Source organism: Saccharopolyspora soli (assembly GCF_022678645.1).
In the GTDB taxonomy this organism is placed as follows: Bacteria; Actinomycetota; Actinomycetes; order Mycobacteriales; family Pseudonocardiaceae; genus Saccharopolyspora; species Saccharopolyspora soli.
The window spans coordinates 21,365-40,135 of the sequence record NZ_JALBWV010000063.1 but is presented as its reverse complement, the minus strand read 5'-3'; the positions used below and the strand labels follow the sequence as shown (position 1 = coordinate 40,135).

Genomic DNA, 18,771 nt, shown 5'->3' with positions numbered 1-18,771 from the left:
GTCAAGACTTTTCGGCGTTACTGTTCACGCACGCATAAGGCGGCCTTGATCTTCGGGCGTTGCGCACCGCGGCGGAAACCTGCGCGGCAACGGGGACCAGCCCGCCGACTTTCGGGCATGCTGAAGTACTGGACGACTCGGGAGGGCGGCGACTAGACGCCTCGGGGAGCGGAACCAACGGCGGCAAGGTTGCGGTGGTAGGAGGAACGATGCTCGAAACGTCCGTGTCCGGCGGGGCGGACTCGCCTGGACGTGCACAACGCGAACCGAAGTACTGGGGCCTCAAGCAGCACCTGCTGGACATGCTCCGGTCCCTACCGCCCGGTGCGCCCATCCCCACCGAACGCTCGCTGGCCGCCGAGTTCGACGTCTCGCGCACCACGGTGCGCCAGGCGCTGGCGGAACTGACCGTGGAAGGCCGGTTGCTGCGGGTGCAGGGCAAGGGCACCTTCGCGGCCAAGCCGAAGGTCGCCCAGCGGTTGCAGCTGAGCAGCTACACCGAGGACATGCGCGCCCAGGGACGCCAGCCCACCTCGCGGCTGCTGGAGGTCGTCGAGGAACCAGCAGCCGAGGAACTGGCGGCGTTGCTGGCGACCAAACCGAGCGCGACCGTGCTGCGGTTGCGCCGATTGCGGTTGGCCGACGGCGAACCGATGGCCATCGAGACCACCCACCTCCCGCTGTCCCGGTTCCGCGGGCTGACCAACCGGCTGGAATCCGGCGGCTCGCTGTACCAGGTGCTGCGCGAGCAATTCGAGGTCGAACTGGGGCACGCCGAGGAGACCATCGAGACCGCCCTGGCCAGCCCGGAGGAGGCGGAACTGCTCGGCTCCGACGTCGGGCTGCCGATGCTGCTGCTGTCCCGGCACTCCTTCGACACCGAGGGACGCCCGGTGGAATGGGTGCGCTCGATCTACCGCGGCGACCGCTACAAGTTCGTCGCACGGCTCAACCCGCCGACCTGAGCGCCGCTGGCTCCACCGCACGAAGGGCACCCCGAATCGGGGTGCCCTTCGCTGTTCCGGCGTTACCCGGAGTGGGAGTTCTCACGGTTGGACAACGATTTGGAGAAATCCGCTGTGATCATCCGTTGGAACGTCCCGGGAGAGAATGCCTTCAACGTGCGTGGGAGCCATGGTCAGGAAGGAATCGGAGTCCAGGCAACAGGATTCGGACGAAACGGAGAAGAAGCCCAAGAAGCTGGACCTGTCGCCGCCGCAGGTCGCGGGTGCGGCGCTGGCATCGGTGACGGCGGCCTTCCTCGGTTCGCGGCTCGGGGTGGCGGGCACCGTGGTCGGTGCCGGGCTGACCAGCGTGGTCATCACCGTCGGCGGTGCGCTCTACCAGCGCTCGCTCGAGAACGCCAAGCAGAAAGCGGCCGAGGTCGCGGCAAAGGCTTCGGAGAAGCGGTCCAAGCGAACCGAGGTCGCGCGATACGTGTCCACAAAGGACGGAAAGATCGCCGCGACTCGGCGGATCCACCTGACGCCGGGCATGCACTGGCCGGGTGGCGAACGGGTCGTGGACGAACCGACGCGGCAGCTCGACGACCAACCGGCGAAGGTCGACGCCGAGGCCGCCACCCGCATGTTGAGCTGGGACGGTTCCGCGCCCACCGAAGCCGTTGCCGCGCGGCCGGACTCCGCTGATCGGCGCAAGCGCCAGATCCGGTGGGCGATGGTGGCGGCCAGCTGCGCGGTGGCGTTCGTGCTGAGCATGCTGATCATCACCGGATTCGAAGGCGTGACTGGACGGCCGCTGTCCGGTGGCGAACGCGGCACGACGCTCGGGCGGGTGCTGCACCAGGATTCGCAGCCGACGCCGACCGCTCCGACCGACACCGACGCCCCGCCGGAGACCGGCAGCGAGCAGCCGCAGCCGACGACGGAGGTGGAGCCCACCCAGCAGCCGACCGAACAGCCGACGCAGCAGCCCACCCCCACCACGGAGCCGAGCCAATCGCCGACGTCGCAGCAGCAGACCTCCGCGCCGGAGTCGGGCGCGTTCCAGCCGCGCGACCCGGCAGGTGAAACCGGCGTGTTGCCCGAGTACCCGTCTGGGCGGTAAGAGGCCCTGTTCAACCCCTGTTTCGCTAGCTCGATCGAGTTGCGTAACGGGCGTTTTGGGCGAGATGCGGCGAAAGGTGGATGTGGGACTGGTGATCTCCTTTGATACTGGATCAGCGACGGGGGCCCTGAGATCCAGCTCACAAGAGGGAGACACAGATGAAGCGCAGACTCGCGGCCCGAATGGCCGGGACTGTGATGCTGGCAGCGGGAACGGTTGCCGCGCTGACCATGCCAGCCACCGCGACCGAAACCGCGCCAACCCCGGCCAGGGCGACTCTGCTCGACGCGATGCAGCGCGATCTCGGGCTGACCCGTGACCAGGCCATCCAACGGATCGCCCAGGAAACCGCCGCCAACCGCGCGGACCAGCAGCTGCGCGGCTCGCTGGCCGGTTCCTTCGGCGGGTCCTACTTCGACGCCGAGACCGGCAAGCTGGTCGTCGGCGTGACCGACCCGGCCCGGTTCGACGAGGTCCGCGCTGCCGGTGCGCAACCCAGGCAGGTCGACTTCTCCATCGAGGAGCTCAACGGCGTCGTCGAAGGTCTCAACACGCACAGCACGGTGGCGCCCAGGGGCATCTCGGGCTGGTACGCCGACGGCAGCGAGAACTCGGTCGTCGTCACCACCAGGCCGGGCACCGAGGCCGACGCGGCGGAGTTCGTGCAGGCGACCGGGGTTCTCACGGAGGCAGTCCGCGTCGTCGAGTCCCTCGAAGACCCGCGGACCTACGCCGACGTCATCGGCGGCAACGCCTACTACATCGGTGGCAGCAGCCGCTGCTCGGTCGGGTTCTCGGTGCAGGGCGGCTTCGTGACCGCCGGGCACTGCGGCAGCCAGGGCGACAGCACCACGGAGCCAACCGGCCAGTTCGAGGGCTCGTCGTTCCCCGGCGACGACTACGGCTGGGTCTCGGTCGGATCCGGTGACACCCCGCAGCCGTTGGTGAACCAGTACAACGGCAGCACGGTCGGTGTCGCTGGCTCCACCGAGGCCGCCGAGGGCGCGTCCATCTGCCGCTCCGGCTCGACCACCGGCTGGCACTGCGGTTCGATCGAGGCCAAGAACCAGACGGTGCAGTACCCGCAGGGCACCGTGTCCGGCCTGACCCGCACCGACGTCTGCGCCGAACCCGGCGACTCGGGTGGCTCGTGGCTGTCCGGTGACCAGGCCCAGGGCGTGACCTCGGGCGGTTCGGGCAACTGCTCCTCCGGCGGCACGACCTACTTCCAGCCGGTGAACGAAATCCTCCAGGCCTACGGCCTGACCCTGCTGACTCAGTAACCACCTGTCCCCGAAAATCACCGTCCCGAACTCGTTTTGCGTGGCGGTGCGGGTAGCGGAACCTCAGAGGTTTCTCGGCTGCGGGATCCCCGACATCATGTATGCCCACGTCGGGGCTGTCCTCGCGAGAAAACCTCTGAGAACCCGCGGCGGTGCAAGTGGCGTAGGTGGGCTAAGCGGCTACGCCGCTTGAAAGATCAAAAAGACGCACATCATCGCGTGAGGGCGGAAGCGGGCGTCAACCCGCTTTCGCCCTCACGGCCGTTCAGGGCAGGCGGTCGCGGAGTTCCCGAGCCGCCGCGCGGGGATCCTCGGCTTCGGTGATCGCGCGGACCACGACGATCCGCTGCGCTCCGGCTTTGAGGGCGTCGTCGAGGTTGTCCGGACCGATGCCGCCGATCGCGAACCACGGCCGACCGTGTCCCCGGTGCTCCGCGGCGTGCTCCACCAGGTCGAGCCCGGCCGCCGGTCGACCCGGCTTGGTCGGCGTGGTCCACACCGGGCCGGTGCAGAAGTAGTCCACACCCGGTTCGATGGCCGCGGCGTCGGCCTGCACCACGTCGTGCGTGGACCGGCCGATCGCGATGTGCTCGCCGAGGATGCGCCGGGCGATCTCCACCGGCAGGTCGTCCTGTCCGAGGTGCAGGACGTCGGCCTCGGCTGCCAAGGCGATGTCGGCTCGGTCGTTCACCGCGAGCAGTGCGCCGTGCCGCACGCAGACCTCGGCCAGCACCTCCAGCGCCGCGAGTTCCTGGCGGGCTTCCAGCGGAGCGCCGCTGGAGTTCTTGTCCCGCAACTGGATGATGTCGACTCCGCCGCTTAGTGCCGCTTCCGCGAATTCCGCGAGGTCACCGCGCTCGGTGCGTGCGTCGGTGCACAGGTACAGCCGCGCCTCGGCGAGGCGAGCGCGGATGCCGAAACCGTCCAATCCAGGCATGTTCCACAGGGTAGCCCCTGGTGCCGCTGCCGCCGGAGCGCGCGGCTGCGGCGGAATCGCTCGATCTCGCCCAGCAGCGGTCGTCCCCCAGGCCGATCGCGCGAATTCGGTCAGGACGGGCACTGACGTCGAGATCCGCGCCCGGTACGGTGGACTCGGTGAGCACGGGAGTCCGGACACCGGGCTGAGAGGGGGCGTTGGCCCCGACCGTCGAACCTGATCCGGGTCATGCCGGCGCAGGGAGCGTGGAGTGTCTGAAGAACGAACCGAGCACGTCGTCGTCGTGGGCGGCGGGGTCATCGGTATGTCCGTCGCCTGGCGCGCGGCCGCCGCTGGGCATCGCGTGCAACTCGTCGACGCCGAACCGGCGTCCGGGGCGTCTTACGTGGCCGGTGGCATGCTGGCGCCGATCGCCGAGGCGTGGCCCGGCGAAGAGGAACTGCTGGAACTGGGCTCGGCGTCGCTGCGGCAGTGGCCGACGTTCGCCGACGAACTCAGCCGGGCGTCCGGGCGGCCCTCCGGCCTGCGCCGCGAGGGCACCCTGGTGGTGGGCGTGGACAGTGCCGACCGGGCCGAACTGGACAACGTGGCCGACTACCTCGCCCGGCTCGGCCGCACCGTCAACCGGCTGTCCGGCCGGGAGCTGCGCAGACTCGAACCGTCGCTGGGTCCGGCGGTGCGCGGCGGGCTCGAAGTGCCGGGTGATCTCGCGGTCGACAACCGCGTGGCGCTGCTCGCGCTGCGCGCGGCGGCCACCGCGGCGGGCGTCGAATTCGTCACGGCGAACGCGAAAAGCGTGCGCCCCGGTGTGGTGGAGCTCGAAGAATCCACTATGGACTGCGACGTGGTGGTGATCGCGGCCGGTGCGCACTCTGGTGCGCTGCACCCCGCGCTGCGGGACCGGATCCGGCCGGTGAAGGGCGAAATCCTCCGGCTGCGCGCGCGGACCACGGCGCTGCCGCCGCCGAGCCGCACGGTGCGCGGGCCGGTGCGCGGTCGTCCGGTCTACCTCGTGCCGCGTGACGACGGCGGTCTGGTGCTCGGCGCCACCCAGTACGAGGTCGGCTTCGACACCGAGGTCACGGTGGGCGGAGTGCGCGATCTGATCGCCGACGCCGAACAACTGATGCCGGGCCTTTCCGAGTACCAGCTGGTCGAGGCTGCGGCCGGACTGCGCCCGAGCACCGACGACAACCTGCCGGTGCTCGGCTGGCTGGAACCCGGCGTGCTGGCGGCCACCGGTCACCACCGCGGTGGCTTCCTGCTCGCCCCGGTGACCGTCGAGGCGGTGCTCGCGCTGTTGCGCGGCGAGGAGCCCGCCGCCGAGATCAAGGCCGCCGATCCGAGTCGATGGGGAGGACAGCAGTGAACGTCTTGATCAACGGGGAACCCCGGCAGATCGCCGCGGACGCCACGCTCGCGTCGGCGCTGCGGGAGTTCGGGGTGCCCGAGCGGGGTGTGGCGGTGGCACTGGACGGCGCGGTGGTGCCGCGCGCCCTGTGGCCGACCACCGGATTGCGCCCCGATGCCACGATCGAGGTCCTCACCGCGGTGCAAGGAGGGTGACGTGGCTCCGCCCCACCAGGAGGAGGGGCTTCCAGCTCGAAAGGTTGTGGTCCAGCCCGAACCAACCCCTTGCGGGGCAACGGAAACGCACCCGTGCCGCCCGGAGTTGGCGGGCCCGTCGTTAGGAGACTCATGGACGACCCGTTGGTGATCGCCGGTCGGAAGTTCGGTTCGCGACTGATCACCGGGACCGGAGGGGCGATGAACCTCGCGGTCTTGGAGCGCGCGTTGATCGCTTCCGGAACCGAGCTGACGACAGTGGCGATGCGCCGCGCCGACGCTGGCGGCGGCACCGGAGTGCTCGACCTGCTGCGCAAGCTGGACATCGAGGCGCTGCCCAACACGGCGGGCTGCCGGACGGCGGCCGAAGCCGTGCTGACCGCGCAGCTGGCCCGCGAAGCGCTGGAGACGAACTGGGTCAAGCTGGAGGTCGTCGCCGACGAGGACACCCTGCTGCCCGACCCGGTGGAACTGCTCGATGCGGCGGAGCAGCTGGTCGACCGGGGCTTCGTGGTGCTCGCCTACACCAACGACGACCCGGTGCTGGCGCTGAAGCTGGAAGAGGTCGGCTGCGCTGCGGTGATGCCGCTGGGTTCGCCGATCGGCACCGGTCTGGGCATCCGGAACCCGCACAACATCGAGATGATCGTCTCCCGAGCCTCGGTTCCGATCGTGCTCGACGCGGGTATCGGCACTGCTTCGGACGCGGCGCTGGCCATGGAACTCGGCTGTTCGGCGGTGCTGCTGGCCACGGCGGTCACCCGAGCCCAAGACCCGGAGCGAATGGCGGCGGCGATGAAGGCGGCGGTCGAAGCCGGACGCCTAGCGGCCCTGGCGGGCCGGATCCCGCAACGCTTCTGGGCCCAAGCCTCCAGCCCAGGCCGCCCGATGGAGTGAACAGTTTTTCGAGGTGAGGGGCACCTGTGACCCAGTTACTTGGTCACAGGTGCCCCCCACCTTTCCCCCAGAGGTGGTGTTGCCGGGTTCAGCGGATGTGCAGGCGTTCGGGGCGGACGAAGGCGATCGTGTAGGTCTTCCACGGGCTGTCGTAGCCGAAGGTCCGGTCGATCGCCAGGCGGGCGTGCAGGGCGTTCTCCACCAGCGAGCTCGCCAGCAGTTCGGTGGCCGGGGCGCTGCCCTCCGGCACGTCCGGGATCTTCGCCGTCGGCTTGCCGCCCAGCAGGTCGTCCACCGCGCGCAGGGCCGGGACCGCCACCGCCTGCTCGGCCTCCGGCCGGAACGCGAGGGTCGCCACGTCCTGCCGCAGCGCGTCGAGGGCGATGGCCGCCGCGCGGGTGGCGCGATCGTCGTCGGTCTCCTCGCCGGTTCCGTCCAGCAGCGCGGGCATGCCGAGCAGATCTTGGGTGCGCCGCAACGCGAGCACGTTCGCCGCCTGCAACGCCGCGGGCAGATCGACACCCTGACCGGCGGCCCGCACGCTGCGCAGCAGTTCGGACACCGACCACACGGTGGACCGCACCGCGCCGCGCACGTCCGGCAGGATGCTGCTGGGCAGCACCAGGTAGCTGACGTAACCGACGATGAGCGCGATGGCCGCGCCGACCGCCATGTTCGCCGCGAAGCTGATCGCCACGTTCACCAGCGGCCGTTCCAGCCGCAATGCCTGGTCGACGACGGTCACCACGATCAGGCAACCCAGCAATGTCTGGTAGTCGGCGCGCAGCCGCGCCATGTTCAGCAGCATGCCGCCGATCACCAGTGGTACCAGCAGGAACGCGCCCGGCAGCAGGGTGATCAGCAACGCCAACGCGGTCACGCCCAGCACTGCGGCACCGGTGCGTTCCAGGGCGCCGGTCATGCTGTCGCGGGCTGCCGGTTGCAGCACCACGTACAGCGCGAGCAGCAGGCTGGACGCCGACGGATCGCGCAGCAGCAAGACGATCACCATGCCGATGGAGACCGCGAGCGTGCAGCGAAGCGCGTGCCGGAACAGCGACGACCGGAACGACAGATGCGCCCGCACCGCCCCGAGGAAACGTTCGCGGCGAGCGCCAGGAGCCGACGGTGGCAGCGGTGTTTCGACACGGCGCACCACCGACGCCCGAATCCGGTCGAGCGCCTGGTTGATGCCGCGCACCGCGTCCGGCAGGTCCTGCCGTCCGCCGCGCGCCAGCACCGCCTGGGCCGGGTCGCGGCGGGCGACCGCGGGCAGCCCGGTGCACGCACGGGCGCGTACCGCCCGCGCGAGTTCGGCGGCGACCTGATCGGCCTGCGCGACGATCTCCCGGAGTCGTTCGGCTTCGATCCGGTCGCTCTGCTGGGCCTGGGTGAGCAGCGTTTCGCGAGCAGCGCGGAACCGAGCCGCCCCGGCGAGCACCTGGCCCAGCCAAGTGCTGGAGCCGTCGGCACGCCACGCAGCGGCAGCGGATTCGACCACGCCGGGACCGGGTTCGAGCAACGTCCGGGCCACTGCCACGCGGGTCGCCCTGGTCGGGTCGCTGAGGCCGATGATCACCCGCAGGACCAGCGCGAACAGCGCCCCGCTGACGGCCGAGGCCAGCAGCACCAGCACCGGCTGGTCGGCACCGATCCCGGTGGTGGTGGACACCAGCGTCGCGGCGGCGAAGGTCTGCCCACCGATGCGGTAGTGCTCGCCGAGCGCGGGCAGCATGCTGGTGCCGAAGACCACCACCGCGACCGCCAGCGCGGCCAGCACCGGGACGTTCACCAGCAGCGGGCCGATGGTCATCATGAGCACCAGCGCGGGGCTGAACCAGACGAACCGGTGCAGGTCGGAGCGCAGTGATTGGCCACCGGTGGCGACCAGCGCCAGCACCGCGGTCAACCCGGCGATCAGCGCTGGGATCTGCAACTCGAAGAGCCAGCCGACCGCGGTGCCAGCCAGCACGGCGATGATCACCAGCACGACGTATTGGCGTTGTCGGGGGTCTGGTGCTCCTGATTCCGTGGCCAGCCGTTCCCGCACTCGTGTCCACACCGATTTAGCCACGCTGTTGCAAACCCCTGTCGTCCTAGTGCGCGCAGCGCGCAGCAAACCGCCTGCCGCTGATGGTCCGCGGTCTGGGAATTACGCGCTTCTTGACGAGTATGTCGATGACGAACGCCATTCGGGTTACAGATCCGGGACCAAAATCACTCTATTAGGGGGTCAGTTGGGGGCGGTCTGCTGTACGGCGCATCTTCGTCGGCGTACGGGACGACGAACCTCGTCAGAAGGACCGCGGGCTGACCCGCCAAAACGTCGACACCGGCCCGACCCCGGCACCCAGCGGATACGCGTGCGCGACGCTGCGCGTCACGAACCGCTTCCCGCTGCGCACCGCGTCGGGCACCGATGCCCCCTTCGCCAGGGCCGCGGTGATCGCCGAGGCGAACACGTCGCCCGCGCCGTGCGTGTGCACCGTGGCGTACCTGGGACCGGGCAGCGGAATCGCCTCGGTGCCGTCGAAGAGCAGGTCGATGCACTCCGGGTCGTCGGCCAGGTGACCGCTCTTGATCAGCACCCACTGCGGTCCGAAGTCGAAGATCGCCTTCGCGGCATCCAGCAGGTCCGCGCGGGTGCGCGCCTCGATCCCGGTCAGCAGCCGAACCTCGTCGAGGTTCGGCGTGGCCAGCGTGGCGCGCGGAAAAGCCTTGTGCCGCAATACATCCAGCGCATCCGGCCGGAGCAGTGGTTCGCCGCTGCGGGAGGCGGCCACCGGATCCAGCACGAACGGGGTGCGGCCGTCGCGACCGATGCCGTGGGTGTCGCAGGCGTCCAGCACGGCCTCGATGGTGGCCGCCGAGGCGAGCACCCCGGTCTTGGCCGCGCCCACCCCGATGTCCGAGGCGACCGCATTGATCTGCGCGGCGACGGTCTCCGGCGGGATCTCCACCAGCCCGGTGACTCCGACGGTGTTCTGCACGGTGACCGCCGTGACCGCGGTCATCCCGTGCACCCCGCAGGCGAAGAAGGTGCGCAGGTCCGCGTGCATCCCGGCGCTGCCGCCGGAATCCGACCCGGCGATGGTCAGCGCGGTCGGAGGGGCGGTGTCGTTCGCGGGCCGCATTTCGTGCCCGGCCGAGATCTCGTGCATCCAGTTCATGTTACGGCCTGGTTCCTGGCGATCTTCCGGGGTTCGCGACAAGGTTTCCACTGGTCAGGAGTCCATCAATGCGTTGGCTGCGGCGCCCGAGCCCGCACGGGAAGCGGCTATTTCGCGCTAAATCGCCGCTTCCGACAGGCGCCGAACGGCCCCGGAAACAGGGGAGCGGTTCAGTCGGCGATGGGGAGGTAGACCTTGCTGCCGGTGCCCGCGAATTCCGCGGACTTCTCCCGCATGCCCGCCTCGATCGCCTCGACGCTGGTCAGTCCGCGCTCCTCGGCGAACTTCCGGACGTCCTGGGTGATCTTCATCGAGCAGAACTTCGGCCCGCACATCGAGCAGAAGTGCGCGGTCTTGGCCGGTTCGGCGGGCAGCGTCTCGTCGTGGAAGGCCCGCGCGGTGTCCGGGTCCAGCGACAGGTTGAACTGGTCGGTCCAGCGGAACTCGAACCGGGCCTTGGACAGCGCGTCGTCCCAATCCTGCGCGCGCGGGTGGCCCTTGGCCAGGTCGGCGGCGTGCGCGGCGATCTTGTAGGTGATCACGCCGGTCTTGACGTCGTCCCGGTTCGGCAGCCCGAGGTGCTCCTTCGGCGTCACGTAGCAGAGCATCGCGGTGCCCGCCTGGGCGATCATCGCCGCGCCGATCCCGGAGGTGATGTGGTCGTAGGCGGGTGCGATGTCGGTGGTCAGCGGCCCGAGCGTGTAGAACGGAGCCTCGCCGCAGAGCTCTTCCTCCAACCGGACGTTCTCCGCGATCTTGTGCATCGGCACGTGCCCCGGCCCTTCGATCATCACCTGCACGTCGTGCTCGCGGGCGATGTGGGTGAGCTCGCCGAGGGTCTCCAGTTCGGCGAACTGCGCGCGGTCGTTGGCATCCGCGATGGAGCCGGGCCGCAGGCCGTCGCCGAGGGAGAACGTGACGTCGTAGCCGCGCAGGATCTCGCACAGCTCGCTGAAGTGCGTGTACAGGAAGCTCTCCTGGTGGTGCGCCAGGCACCAGGCGGCCATGATCGACCCGCCGCGCGAGACGATCCCGGTGACCCGGTTGGCGGTCAGCGGCACGTAGCGCAGCAGCACACCGGCGTGCACGGTCATGTAGTCCACGCCCTGCTCGCACTGCTCGATGACGGTGTCGCGGTAGATCTCCCAGGTCAGCGCCGCCGGGTCGCCATTGACCTGCTCAAGCGCCTGGTAGATCGGGACGGTGCCGATCGGCACCGGCGAGTTGCGCAGGATCCGTTCCCGGGTCTCGTGGATCCGCTTGCCGGTGGAGAGGTCCATGACGGTGTCGGCGCCCCACCGGGTGGCCCACACCATCTTCTCCACTTCTTCCTCGACCGAGGAGGTCACCGCGGAGTTGCCGATGTTGGCGTTGACCTTCACCAGGAACTTCTTGCCGATGATCATCGGCTCGCTCTCCGGGTGGCAGCGGTTGGCCGGGATCACCGCCCGGCCGCTGGCCACCTCGTCCCGGACCAGTTCGGCCGACACGCCTTCGCGGATGGCGATGTACTCCATTTCCCGCGTGATGACACCGGCTTTCGCCCAGCCGAGCTGGGTCCGGTGCTCCCTGCCGTCGGTCCATCCCGCCCGCATCCGATGAAGTCCACTGTGGACATCGACGGTGGCGTCCTGGTCGGTGTACGGCCCGGAGGTGTCGTACACGTCGAGGTGCTCGCCGTTGCTCAGTTCGATGCGGCGGAATGGCACTCGCAGGCCGGATTCGGTGTTTCGATGGACCTTCCGGGATCCGCTGATCGGTCCGGTGGTGATCTCGGTTCCGTTGCCGGATGAGTTCGAGCGCACGTCGGCCACTGCCACCCACTCCCTACGCTGGCATTACCCAGTCAGGTTCATGCGGTCGGCGGCCCCGGAGTTCTCCAGCCGCCCTCTCAGCCCGCTGTTGGTGCGAGCTCCCGCGGTTTTGTTTTGACGCCGCCAGACGCTAGCGGCAGCCGAGCGGCGTTGCCAACCCCGTTCACCCCGATGACGGCAGCCCGGTTTGCCGTTAGGCTCGTGACCAGGCAGATCGCGAAGTTGTCAGGGGTGGTGAGTACGGTGCGTGATGACATCGATACAGGAGGTGACCGCGCTATGACTGCTGCCCTTGCGTTCGAACGCTCGACGTGGGACGAACTGGTTCAGATCTGGCAACACCTAGATCTGCCCAACAAGGCTTGGCGCGCGGAGATCATCGAGGAGAGCATCGTCATGACGCCGCCGCCAGGACACGGCCACAACTGGATCGCCAATCGCGTTCATCGCGTTCTTGCTCGTGAGGTTCCCGACGAGTGGGGGATCTTCCAGACGTCTGGCGTTGCGATCCCGTTGCGGAGCAGCCTTTTCATCCCAGATGTGGTGGTAATTCCGCTGGATGCGATGCCGACGGACGACGACCCGACACCCATTCCTGCCGGGTGCGCACTTCTTGCTGTCGAGATCACCTCAAAAAGCAATGCGGAGCGGGACCGGAAAACAAAGCTGTGGAGCTATGCGCACGCGGGCGTGCCGCTGTACCTGCTGATCGATCGTTTCGCCGGGGACGGGCCTTCGGTGTTGCTGTATTCCGAGCCTCTGGACGGGCACTACCGCCGCTTGCACCGCGTTCCCTTTGGCGATCCGATCGAGTTGCCCGAGCCGTTCGGCCTCACCTTGGACACCAAGGAGTTCTGAGGCGTCAGTCCTCTTCCGCGAACGGATCGCCCATCTCGGCTGGGTTCCAGGACAGGTGGGGCACGCCCCATCCGTTGCGCCGGACCATCTTCTTCGCCGCGCGGGCGTAGCGACCGGTCAGCCGCTCCACGTACAGGTGGCCGTCCAGGTGGTCGGTTTCGTGTTGCAGGCAGCGGGCGAAGAAGCCGGTCCCCTCGACCTCGACCGGTTTTCCGTCCACATCGGACCCGGTGACCTTCGCCCAGCTCGCTCGGCCGGTCGGGTAGGACTCGCCGGGCACCGACAGACAGCCCTCCAGGTCGTCGTCCGGGTCCGGCATGGTCTCCGGGATCTCCGCGGTCGTCAGTTCCGGGTTGACCACCAAGCCGCGGTGCTGGACACCCTCGTCGTCTGGGCAGTCGTAGACGAACAACCGCAGGTCAACACCGATCTGGTTGGCCGCGAGCCCGACCCCGTTGGCAGCCGCCATCGTCTCGAACATGTCGTCGACGAGGGTGCGCAGTTCATCGTCGAAGCGTTCCACTGGACGGGTGGGGTTGTGCAGCACCGGGTCGCCGATGATCCGAATCGGGTGAACAGCCATGCGGGGACTTTAGCGGTTTTCCGCCCCGGCGCAGCGAGGCGCTCTTGCCCTGCTCCCCGCTGATGTGATCCGCTCACACCGGCAATCTCGGCATGGTGTAATTAAGGAGGAATCACAGCCATGTGATTCCGGCGAAGGCGGGAAGTCCCGAATCGCGAGGCGAGGAGCCAGATGGACGCCGCTCAAATGCTGACCGCGCAGGAGATCGCTCGTCAGTGCGAGCAACTGGCGCGCTTGCAACAACGGCAAAAATCGTCGGACGCTCGGCGCCTGCGACTCGCCGAGCCGATCACCCAGCCGATCGAGCGGATCGTCGATCCGCCACCGGTGCCGCCCCAGCCGACGCCGCCCGAGCCGTCGCAGCTCCTCGAACTCACCGATCGCGAGCGCAGCATCCTGGCCTTCGAGTCGCAGTGGTGGAAGCGCTCCGGCGTGAAGGAGCAGGCGATCCGCGAGCTGTTCGACATGTCGCCGTCCCGCTACTACCAACTGCTGAACGCGCTGATGGACAGTCCGGTCGCGGTGCGGGCAGACCCTATGCTGATCAAACGGCTGCGCAAGGCACGGGCGGGTCGGCAGCGCACGCGGGCCGCCCAACGACTGGGAATCGAGTTGCACTGATGACTTCAGGGGAACCGTCCACCGGACCCGCCAAGGCCAAGATCATCGGCTTCGGTCTGATCGGGCTCGGTGCGATCGCGGGCGTCGTCGGCATCGCCACGCTGTTTTCCAGCGGGGACCCGTCGAACTCCGCCCAACCGCTGCCCCCGGAGTCGAGCACCAACGCACCGGTCACCTCGTTCGCCCCGAGCCCGCCCAGTTCCCCCGTGCTGCCGCCGCCCCCCAGCGCGACGCCACCGGTTATCCCGGAAAGCCCGCCGGTCGTCCCGCCGCAGACCGCGCCGAACCAGGACTTGCCGGTCGGCTCCGGTGACGCGGCGGCCAAGATCCTGGTGCGGGTGTACAACAACAGCACGATCAGCGGGCTGGCGCACCGCGCTGCGGAGGACTTCCGGCTGGCCGGGTACGAGGTGCCCGAGGTCGGCAACTACTCGGCGGGCCGCATCCCCACCACGACGATCTACTTCCGGCCGGGCTTGGACGAGGAACGCCAGGCCAAGGACCTGGCCGCCCGCGTCGGAGCCCGCGCCGAACCCCGCTTCGACGGCATCCAGGACGCCACGCCGGGCCTGATCGCCATCATCACCAACGACTACAAGGGCACCACCGCCACCAAGTGACCCGTTCGAGGGTGGGTGAGGGGCACCCTTTACCAACTTACTTGGTTAAGGGTGCCCCTCACTCCGTTTCAGATCTGGCGGGTTTTGGCGTAGGACTCCAGGGATGCGAGTTGGGTCGGATCGAGGGAGGGGCGGACCGCCTTGTGGGCTGCGGTCAGGTGGGTGGCGGAAACTTGGGCTGCGGTTAGGGATTCGCGCATTGCGGTGAGGGCCGCTTCGCGGATCAGGGCGGCGCAGTCGGCTGCCGAGTAGCCGTCGAGGTCTCCGGCCAGCGCCGCCAGGTCCACATCGGACGCCAGTGGTGTGTTCTTCGCCGCCGATCGCAGGATCGCCTCCCGCGCGCTGGCATCCGGTGGCGGGACGTACACCAGCCGCTCCAGTCGGCCTGGCCGCAGCAACGCCGGGTCGACCAGCTCCGGGCGGTTCGTGGCGCCGAGCACGACCACGTCGCGCATCGGCTCCACGCCGTCGAGTTCGGTCAGCAGCGCCGCCACCACCCGGTCGGCCACCCCGGAGTCCGACGACTGCCCGCGACGCGGCGCGAGCGCGTCCACCTCGTCGAGGAACACCAGCGCCGGAGCGGCGTTGGCGGCCCGCAGGAACAGCTCGCGCACCGCGCGTTCGGACTCGCCGACCCACTTGTCCATCAGCTCCGCGCCCTTGACCGCCAGCACGTTCAGCCGTCCGGTGCCCGCCAGCGCCCGCACCAGGAACGTCTTGCCGCAGCCCGGCGGTCCGTACAGCAGCACGCCGCGCGGCGGCTCGACGCCGAGCCGGGTGAACGAGTCCGGGTACTGCAGCGGCCAGAGCACCGTTTCGGTGAGCGACTGCTTCACCTCGGCCATGTCCCCGACATCGTCCAGCGCCAGCCCGCCGGTCTGCAGGTTGTCCGATGTGGACATCGAGATCGGCCGTACCGAGGACAGCGCGTCCAACAGGTCCTGTTGCCGGATGCGGGGATCGGCGGTGTCGTCCTGGTGGCGCAAGGCGGCGCCCACGGCCGCTTCCCGGCACAGCGCCACCAGGTCGGCCACCACGAATCCGGGCGCGCGCTCGGCGACCTCGGCCAGCTTGACGTCGGCGGCCATCGGTGCGTTGCGCAGCAGGACCCGCAGCAGGTCGGTGCGGGTGGCGTCGTCGGGCAGTCCGAGGGTGAGCTCGCGGTCCACCAGCCCCGGTTCGCGCAGCCTCGGGTCGATCGCGTGCGGTTGCGAGCTGGTGACGACCACGGCGAGCCGGTCGGTGCCGATCGCGCCGCGGATCGCGTCGAGCGCCACGGTGGCCAGTGGTGGCGGCTCGGTGCCCGGCAGCAGGCTCTCGACGTCGGTCAGCAGCAGCACGCGGTTGCCGTCAGCGCTGGTGGCGCGGTTGATCGCGTCCTGGAGGCGTTGGGCGGCGGCGCGGGATTCGAGCGCGGCGACGCTGGGTGCCGCGAGTTCGACGAGTTCGGCGCCGATCGCGCTGGTCACGGCGCGGACGAGGGTCGCCTTGCCGACCCCGGACGGGCCGCTTAGCAGCACGCCGAGGTGCGGTTCGGCGCCGAGGCGGCGCAGCAGTTCGGGCTGGTCGAAGGCCAGTCGGAGCCACTCGGTGAGCCGCTTCGCGGCATCGCGGGAGCCGACCAGGTCGGCGACTGGAATCGCGGCCTCGACCGGTGGGGCTGGTGCTGGCACGGCCGGTGCGGCAGGCACCGGTTCCGCGCTGGCGCCGTCCCGCCATTCGACCACTGTGGACGGTTGCACGGCCACCGCGCCGGGCGGTTCGGTGGCCGCGATGGTGATCAGTTCGTTGGTCCAGGTCATACCGATGGCGGTGGAGAGCTTCCGGCGCACCTCACCGGCGTTCGCGGTGGTCGCCGGGGCGACGTCCTGGGGTAGCAGTGACACGGTGTCGCCGGTGCCGAAAACCTTGCCGGTCAAGGCCAATCGCACGGTCTCGGCGGTGACGGTGGCGCGGGCGAGCCGCGACCCGGCGATGCTCACCCGCTTCGCCACCGCGACCTGCACGGGTGCGACACCCACCTCAGCGCCTTCGGTGAGACCGAGGTTCATCAAGGCCACGTCGTCGAGCAGCAGCACTCCGGTCGGGCTGCCGGGCTCGGCCGCGGCGGCAAGCGCGACGGTGACCCGAGCACCGGTCAGCTGCACGGCGTTCCACGGCCGAAGGCCCAGGGCGTCGAGGACCTCGGGGTGCATGCGCACGACGCCGCGCCGGGTGTCCTTGGCGGAGGGGGAGAGGCGAGCGGTCAGCGTGATGGACGGCACGGCCGCGAGCTTAGCCCCGCCACACCGCAGTGGGGGGGGGGGGGGGGGGGGGGCGCCCCCCGGGGGGGGGGGGCCCCCCCCCCCCGGGGGGGGGGGGGGGGGCGGCGGGCCGGGGGGGGGGGGGGGGGGGGGGGGGGGCCGCCGCGGCCGGCCCCCCCCCCCCCCCCCCCCCCCGGGGTGCGCCCCCCCCCCCCCCCCCCCCCCGCCCCCCCCCCCCCCCCCCACCCCAGTCAGGTGACGAGTGAAGGGCACCCTTTACCCAGTAAGTTGGTAAAGGGTGCCCTTCACTCCGTTCTCGTCGCCCCGTGGTGCAACAGGATGCGGTTCGCTCCAGTCCGGTTGCGCACTCACGACCGCCGACCGCTAGCGCGGGGCGCCGTCGTTGCGGCTGCGCCGCAACTCCAGGCGGCGCCAGCTGCGCCGCGGGCCGTCCGGGTGGCTGTAGCGCCGCGGCAGCCGCACGCGCCTCGCGGCGCCCGCTACGCGGCGGCGCAGCGGCGGCCGCAAGCCGAGGCGCCGCTGGCCGCGCCGTCGGATCGCGCGCCGCTCCCGCAGCGGCACTCCCCACGCCTCCGGATGCTTGGCCAGCCAGTTGTGCCGGTAGACCGCGTACGGCACGTGCAGCAGGTAGATCACCATCGCGATCGCCAGCGAGATCAGCGGGAACATGATGATCCCGGCCGCCAGCAGCGCGACCAGCACCAGCAGCGGCGCCGCAGCGCGCGGCGGCACCTTGACGGTCTTCAGCGACAGCGTGGGCACCCGGCTGACGGCCAGCGCCGCGATCAGCACCATCCAGAGCATCACCAGGTTCTGGTCCGCCCACCAGCCGGCGTAGTCGAAATGCGCGGTCAGGATGATCGGCAGCAGGGCGAGCAGCCCGGCGGCCGGGGCGGGCACCCCGACGAAGAACTCCTTGGCGTACGGCGGTTGTTCGGTGTCGTCGAGCAGCGTGTTGAACCGCGCGAGGCGCAGCACCATGCACACCGCGAAGATCAGCGCGACCACCCAACCGGCCCGGTTGTCCTGCAACTGCCACGCGTACAGCGTCAACGCCGGAGCCACGCCGAAGGACATCGCGTCGGACAGCGAGTCGAGTTCGGCGCCCATCTTGGAGGTGGCGTCGAGGAGCCGGGCGATCCTGCCGTCGAGACCGTCCAGCACCGCCGCGACCGCGACGGACGCGATCGCGCCGGTGAGGTGGCCGTTGAGCGCGAACTGCACCGCGGACAGCCCGGCGCACATCGCCAGCACGGTGATCGCGTTGGGCAGCAACCGGACGCCGGGGGTGGTTCGCATGCTCATGAGACGACCCGCGGTAGCTCGGCGAGCCCGGTTTCCCCGCCGATGGTGCGCTGACCGGGCTCCACCAGGATCCGGCTGCCGGTCGGCAGGTAGAGGTCCACCCGGGAGCCGAACCGGATCAATCCGTAGGTGCTCCCGGCCCGCACCACGTCACCCTCGGCGACCGAGCAGACGATGCGCCGGGCGACCAGTCCGGCGATCTGCACCACGGCGACCTGGGTGCCGTCGTCCGCGCGGATGACCATCGAGTTGCGTTCGTTGTCGTCGCTGGCCTTGTCCAGGTCGGCGGAGAGGAACTTGCCCGGCCGGTAGGCGATGGTCTCGATCTTGCCGCTCAGCGGGACCCGCTGGACGTGCACGTCGAAGATCGTCAGGAAGACGCTGATGCGGGACATCGGCTCGGCGCCGAGGCCGAGTTCGACCGGGGGCACCGCGGGCTCGATCCGCGAGATGGTGCCGTCGGCGGGGGCGATGGCGAGCCCTTCGCGGCTGGGCGTGGTCCGCTCGGGTTCGCGGAAGAACCACGCGCACCAGGCGGTGACGATGCCACCGAGCAGACCCGCGGTGCGCCAGCGGCGACGCAGCAGGAGGGTCGCGATGGCGGCGCCGAGCACGAACGGGCGGCCTGCGGGGTGCATCGGCGGGATCGTGTCGCGGGCCAGCGCGGCGAGGTGCGCCAGCGGGTTCTTGTTCGGTTCTTTCGCGGTGCTCATCGAGGTGCTACGCCCCTGCGTCGGCGGTCATGGTGCGACGTTCGCGGTCGTCCTCCCCGGACGCACGGGGGAG

The 18,771-nt window shown here is 69.9% G+C and carries 17 protein-coding genes and 1 riboswitch; of the genes, 9 read left to right on the top strand and 8 right to left on the bottom strand.

Going from position 1 to position 18,771, the window contains the following annotated elements; all coding sequences use genetic code 11:
- Positions 1-209: 209 nt before the first annotated feature.
- The 3 genes from MOQ72_RS34765 to MOQ72_RS34755 all read left to right on the top strand — a co-directional run bounded on the left by MOQ72_RS34765 (position 210) and on the right by MOQ72_RS34755 (position 3,350).
- A complete protein-coding gene (locus tag MOQ72_RS34765) occupies positions 210-965 on the top strand; it encodes a GntR family transcriptional regulator (protein ID WP_242190070.1) in 756 nt (251 codons plus the stop codon).
- Positions 966-1,134: 169 nt separating this feature from the next.
- Positions 1,135-2,067, top strand: coding sequence for a hypothetical protein (locus MOQ72_RS34760; RefSeq protein WP_242190069.1), 933 nt, complete (start codon positions 1,135-1,137; stop codon positions 2,065-2,067).
- A gap of 158 nt (positions 2,068-2,225) precedes the next feature.
- Positions 2,226-3,350: a S1 family peptidase gene (locus MOQ72_RS34755; RefSeq protein ID WP_242190068.1), complete on the top strand. Its 1,125-nt coding sequence runs from the start codon at positions 2,226-2,228 to the stop codon at positions 3,348-3,350.
- Positions 3,351-3,615: 265 nt separating this feature from the next.
- Here MOQ72_RS34755 and thiE read toward each other — a convergent pair whose 3' ends face one another.
- Positions 3,616-4,287: a thiamine phosphate synthase gene (gene thiE, locus MOQ72_RS34750; RefSeq protein ID WP_242190067.1), complete on the bottom strand. Its 672-nt coding sequence runs from the start codon at positions 4,285-4,287 to the stop codon at positions 3,616-3,618.
- Between the two features lie 154 nt (positions 4,288-4,441).
- Positions 4,442-4,547, top strand: a riboswitch (TPP riboswitch).
- On the opposite strand from thiE, the gene thiO reads away from it, so the two are divergent.
- From thiO to MOQ72_RS34735, 3 genes are all read left to right on the top strand, one after another.
- Positions 4,538-5,656, top strand: a complete 1,119-nt coding sequence (thiO, locus tag MOQ72_RS34745; RefSeq protein ID WP_308198035.1) for a glycine oxidase ThiO — start codon at positions 4,538-4,540, stop codon at positions 5,654-5,656. (Overlaps the previous riboswitch by 10 nt.)
- Positions 5,653-5,853 carry a sulfur carrier protein ThiS gene (thiS, locus tag MOQ72_RS34740; RefSeq protein WP_242190066.1) on the top strand — a complete coding sequence of 67 codons (201 nt, stop codon included), beginning with the start codon at positions 5,653-5,655 and terminating at the stop codon, positions 5,851-5,853. The genes thiO and thiS overlap by 4 nt, the downstream gene beginning before the upstream one ends.
- Before the next feature lie 132 nt (positions 5,854-5,985).
- Entirely contained in the window at positions 5,986-6,750 is a 765-nt protein-coding gene (locus MOQ72_RS34735) for a thiazole synthase (RefSeq protein ID WP_242190065.1), read from the top strand.
- Between the two features lie 88 nt (positions 6,751-6,838).
- On the opposite strand, the gene MOQ72_RS34730 is transcribed toward MOQ72_RS34735, so the two are convergent.
- The 3 genes from MOQ72_RS34730 to thiC form a co-directional block, all read right to left on the bottom strand.
- Positions 6,839-8,824, bottom strand: a complete 1,986-nt coding sequence (locus MOQ72_RS34730; protein ID WP_242190064.1) for an FUSC family protein — start codon at positions 8,822-8,824, stop codon at positions 6,839-6,841.
- 220 nt (positions 8,825-9,044) lie between these two features.
- Entirely contained in the window at positions 9,045-9,911 is an 867-nt protein-coding gene (gene thiD / locus MOQ72_RS34725) for a bifunctional hydroxymethylpyrimidine kinase/phosphomethylpyrimidine kinase (protein WP_242190063.1), read from the bottom strand.
- A gap of 179 nt (positions 9,912-10,090) precedes the next feature.
- Entirely contained in the window at positions 10,091-11,734 is a 1,644-nt protein-coding gene (gene thiC / locus MOQ72_RS34720) for a phosphomethylpyrimidine synthase ThiC (protein ID WP_308198034.1), read from the bottom strand.
- A gap of 201 nt (positions 11,735-11,935) precedes the next feature.
- On the opposite strand from thiC, the gene MOQ72_RS34715 reads away from it, so the two are divergent.
- Positions 11,936-12,592, top strand: a complete 657-nt coding sequence (locus MOQ72_RS34715) for a Uma2 family endonuclease (protein ID WP_242190062.1) — start codon at positions 11,936-11,938, stop codon at positions 12,590-12,592.
- A gap of 4 nt (positions 12,593-12,596) precedes the next feature.
- Here the strand turns inward: MOQ72_RS34715 and MOQ72_RS34710 are convergent, their stop codons facing one another.
- Entirely contained in the window at positions 12,597-13,175 is a 579-nt protein-coding gene (locus tag MOQ72_RS34710) for a peptide deformylase (RefSeq protein ID WP_242190061.1), read from the bottom strand.
- A 309-nt stretch (positions 13,176-13,484) separates the two neighbouring features.
- Here MOQ72_RS34710 and MOQ72_RS34705 point away from each other — a divergent pair, with 309 nt between their 5' ends.
- Entirely contained in the window at positions 13,485-13,796 is a 312-nt protein-coding gene (locus tag MOQ72_RS34705) for a DUF3263 domain-containing protein (RefSeq protein ID WP_372495609.1), read from the top strand.
- The gene (locus MOQ72_RS34700) at positions 13,796-14,416 is read left to right on the top strand and encodes a LytR C-terminal domain-containing protein (protein ID WP_242190060.1); all 621 of its coding nucleotides are present in this window, start codon (positions 13,796-13,798) and stop codon (positions 14,414-14,416) included. The genes MOQ72_RS34705 and MOQ72_RS34700 overlap by 1 nt, the downstream gene beginning before the upstream one ends.
- 68 nt (positions 14,417-14,484) lie before the next feature.
- Here the strand turns inward: MOQ72_RS34700 and MOQ72_RS34695 are convergent, their stop codons facing one another.
- The 3 genes from MOQ72_RS34695 to MOQ72_RS34685 form a co-directional block, all read right to left on the bottom strand.
- Positions 14,485-16,680, bottom strand: coding sequence for an AAA family ATPase (locus tag MOQ72_RS34695; protein ID WP_242190059.1), 2,196 nt, complete (start codon positions 16,678-16,680; stop codon positions 14,485-14,487).
- A 363-nt stretch (positions 16,681-17,043) separates the two neighbouring features.
- Positions 17,044-17,985, bottom strand: coding sequence for a CDP-diacylglycerol--serine O-phosphatidyltransferase (pssA, locus tag MOQ72_RS34690; RefSeq protein WP_242190058.1), 942 nt, complete (start codon positions 17,983-17,985; stop codon positions 17,044-17,046).
- Complete coding sequence (locus tag MOQ72_RS34685) at positions 17,982-18,698, bottom strand: phosphatidylserine decarboxylase (RefSeq protein WP_242190057.1); 717 nt, start codon at positions 18,696-18,698, stop codon at positions 17,982-17,984. The genes pssA and MOQ72_RS34685 overlap by 4 nt, the downstream gene beginning before the upstream one ends.
- Positions 18,699-18,771: the final 73 nt, after the last annotated feature.

Bases quoted from the DNA above. Each gene is read 5' to 3' on its own strand.
- MOQ72_RS34685 (WP_242190057.1), bottom strand. From the start codon at position 18,698: ATGAGCACCGCGAAAGAACCGAACAAGAACCCGCTGGCGCACCTCGCC.
- MOQ72_RS34755 (WP_242190068.1), top strand. From the start codon at position 2,226: ATGAAGCGCAGACTCGCGGCCCGAATGGCCGGGACTGTGATGCTGGCA.
- MOQ72_RS34760 (WP_242190069.1), top strand. From the start codon at position 1,135: ATGGTCAGGAAGGAATCGGAGTCCAGGCAACAGGATTCGGACGAAACG.
- thiD (WP_242190063.1), bottom strand. From the start codon at position 9,911: ATGCACGAGATCTCGGCCGGGCACGAAATGCGGCCCGCGAACGACACC.
- pssA (WP_242190058.1), bottom strand. From the start codon at position 17,985: ATGAGCATGCGAACCACCCCCGGCGTCCGGTTGCTGCCCAACGCGATC.
- MOQ72_RS34700 (WP_242190060.1), top strand. From the start codon at position 13,796: ATGACTTCAGGGGAACCGTCCACCGGACCCGCCAAGGCCAAGATCATC.
- MOQ72_RS34765 (WP_242190070.1), top strand. From the start codon at position 210: ATGCTCGAAACGTCCGTGTCCGGCGGGGCGGACTCGCCTGGACGTGCA.
- MOQ72_RS34710 (WP_242190061.1), bottom strand. From the start codon at position 13,175: ATGGCTGTTCACCCGATTCGGATCATCGGCGACCCGGTGCTGCACAAC.
- thiE (WP_242190067.1), bottom strand. From the start codon at position 4,287: ATGCCTGGATTGGACGGTTTCGGCATCCGCGCTCGCCTCGCCGAGGCG.
- MOQ72_RS34735 (WP_242190065.1), top strand. From the start codon at position 5,986: ATGGACGACCCGTTGGTGATCGCCGGTCGGAAGTTCGGTTCGCGACTG.